A 3020-nucleotide genomic window follows, 5' to 3' on the forward strand; every position below is an offset into this window, starting at 1 on the left:
GTACGATACCCGCGGCAATGTCATCCACAATGGCCGTTACCCGCTCAGCTATAACCTGGGACAGCAAATGGTCTCAGCCAAAGGTATCAACTACAGCTACGATGGCCATAATCGTCGGGTACGCAAAACTGAAAGCGGTAAAAACAGTTACAGTGTGTACAGTCAGGGGGGCCAGTTGTTACATCGAGTCTCTGAAAACGGCATGAAGACTGACAGTATATATTTGGGCAAAACCATAGTTGCTGAAGTGGATGACCCAACCTCCTCGGTTGTTGTGCCGGCTCCTACAGTGAATATCAATATATCAGACACCATGATTGGTGGTGAATGCCCTCCTAAACAAGAATGTTTTGATATTGTGGATGTACCAGCGCACCGAATAGCCTGGTCGTCAACTTCATCCACGAGCTGCAGCGGTACGATTCAAAAGTATCGGAATGGTATCAACATGGGCACTATTACCCTGGTAGGTACAAGTGGCACACAAACAGAATTAAAGAATGGCACAGTGTATAACATCAGTGTCACTTGCACAGGAAACGGCGGCAGCAAAAGCGCTATTGCGACAGCTCGCGGCGGCAGTAGCGGCGGCGGTGATTACATGTAAGGGGAATACTCATGGAACGAATAATTCAACTCCTAACGCTGCTGTTACTGTTAGTATGCAGCCAAGTATCAGCAACCACAGTTAGATATCAGCATACAGATATGCTGGGGTCAGTCGTTGCAGAATCGGACAGTGCCGGCAACATCACCAGTCGCAGTCATTACGAGCCGTTTGGCAAACGATTGGGGGGAGACAAGGCCGGTATAGGCTACACAGGCCACCTGCAGGATGAGGACTTGAACCTGACCTATATGCAGGCACGATACTATGATCCGCTGATTGGGCGGTTCTATGCGGATGATCCGGTTGGGTTCAGGGATGTGTATTCGTTTAATCGGTATACGTATGCCAATAATAATCCATATAAATATGTGGATCCGGATGGGGAGTTTGCTTTAGCCTTATTTGCACCGCCTCCGCCAGTAGTGGGACAAACGGGCGGAAACGTTAAAGCCCCAAACATCACCAAGCAAGATGTGGTTTCTGGTGCAATCAGGACCGGCAATCCGATAGTTGCAGTAGTTGCAATCATATTGACTGCAGAGCAGGGAAACTCAGAAAATCAATCAAATAATGAAGGAAAAACTGGTCCTCATTCCAGCGAGGAAAGAGCATTACAAGACATGTTAAATGGTGATACTCGAAGAGGGAATAGATTAAGTAATGATGATGCTGATGCATACATAGATTTAGCAGAGGAAATGGGGAATAAAACCTCAGATCACAGAGGAGAAAAAGGAAGACAGGGAGGTGGAAATGAAAACCACTGGAAAGGAGGGGAACATATTCATATTGATCGTATGAGGTCAGGTATAGGAGATAAGCACATTCCCACAGAGCCCATAGAGAGGGAGAAGTAGCGTGATATCAGGTACTATTATCGTTGTAAGAGCGGATTTGCAAACTTACTATTTTGCAACAGATCAAGTTAACAAGATTTTGAGAGTTTCAAATAAAATATACTGTGGATGTGGTAGGTCATGGGACTATTGGTTACCTGATAGCGTGCCTGAAAATATCAAAAAACTTACCAAGGAAGCTGAGGATTCATACTCTCAAAATTTAATGTATCGTCTTTTTCAAACCAGAGAAAAAGCTAAACTAGTTTTAGACTGGCTTAATGAAAATGATGACGATTTTAGTTACGAGACAATAGAAGTTTACTCAGTAAAAAAAGCTGATGAGATTACTGTGAAAGAAGATGGGTTTATTGGTATTGATATAGATTGCAATGGTCACTACCCAATAAAGGAAGAATTATTCGCCTCAAAAATAGATAATTCTATACAAGTTGAGTTCGAAGAGTTTTTCACCTTACTTAACAGAAATGGACTTTTCAATTCAGCAGAAGATGCAAAGAATTTTATAGACTGCTACCTTAGAATTCAGAGTCACAGGAATATTGAGAAAGTGTCTGAGGATGAAATTTTATATAGTTTTATCTACAAACCAAATAGTAATTAAATTAAAAAAAGCATGATATCCACACCTTTATAAGGCTCTGACAAGCCGAGTAGCTCTGTACTGATGAATCCCCTGATGATTTAGATAAAAATCATCAGGTTAAGGTAGAAACACAGTTAAAAGATAGGACAGCCAGTTAAAACAAAAAAATCAAGCCACCCACTTTAAAACAATAACTTAATCTTCTTTCGGTCTGCGTTCAAGCACCGCTAGGGGATTTGAGCACCCGGAGGTAGAAAGATATCCGTGAGTTGCAGAGGTTTGATGAAATCGAACCGATTTCACGCAAAAATGTGAGATTTGAGCCGTGCTAGCCCCACCCATGGTTCAGGGGATTTCAATGACTGCGGTTGAGATAGAGTGGGGTTCAAGCCGTTTGAAAGTACTGGCAACTGGTTGCAAAATGCCGTCGTCGCTTCTCCAAATGTTCGCAGTAACAGCTGAGCTCTTGCAAGGTGCCTACCGGTCCACGAAATAGTCTTCCAAATTCAGTGGTAAGCTTGAGCCAGTTCTCATGAGGGATATTCAACCGCGTCAGTAGCTTGGCACTCTTTTCACCTATCGCGCCACGTTTATCATTGCGAATACAGCGCCCGGTATCATCCACCAATTCAAGATAATCCTTGAGCCAAAACGCAATACCACTGCGCTGGTTATCGCATTCATTTCCAATAAAGGGCAGTAGCTTGGCGGGTTGTTCGTATTTCAAGGCTGCCTGAATACGTAGCCGAATGCTGGTATGTTCCGACTGCTCAGGCGTATCCGCCATCTTGGCTCTGATGGGATTGAGGTCAACGTAGGCCATGCAGGTTAACACCGCGGCTTCATCCAGTAAGGCTTGTGATTTAAATCTTCCTTCCCAGAATCGGCCGGTACAGTTATCTTCCTGATTGGCTTGACGCGCTATCGGTTCGTTGAGACAACGCATGAACCAACTGATGTCACATAA

3 protein-coding genes and 1 pseudogene are annotated in these 3020 nt (G+C 43.9%); 3 read left to right on the forward strand and 1 reads right to left on the reverse strand.

All coding sequences use genetic code 11. The annotated features are described in order from the left end of the window. From ACMHXH_RS13850 to ACMHXH_RS13860, 3 genes are all read left to right on the forward strand, one after another. Window positions 1-607: hypothetical protein (locus ACMHXH_RS13850; RefSeq protein ID WP_413738165.1), on the forward strand; the 607-nt coding region annotated here is incomplete at its 5' end. Between the two features lie 11 nt (window positions 608-618). After that, window positions 619-1467: an RHS repeat domain-containing protein gene (locus ACMHXH_RS13855; RefSeq protein ID WP_233962912.1), complete on the forward strand. Its 849-nt coding sequence runs from the start codon at window positions 619-621 to the stop codon at window positions 1465-1467. Window position 1468: 1 nt separating this feature from the next. Beyond that, window positions 1469-2071, forward strand: a complete 603-nt coding sequence (locus tag ACMHXH_RS13860; RefSeq protein WP_071476986.1) for a hypothetical protein — start codon at window positions 1469-1471, stop codon at window positions 2069-2071. Window positions 2072-2438: 367 nt separating this feature from the next. Here the strand turns inward: ACMHXH_RS13860 and ACMHXH_RS13865 are convergent. Then, a pseudogene (locus ACMHXH_RS13865) lies at window positions 2439-3020 on the reverse strand (transposase); the annotation flags it as partial.

This window comes from Shewanella sp. BJSY2023SW001, assembly GCF_047314685.1.
Taxonomy (GTDB): domain Bacteria; phylum Pseudomonadota; class Gammaproteobacteria; order Enterobacterales; family Shewanellaceae; genus Shewanella; species Shewanella indica.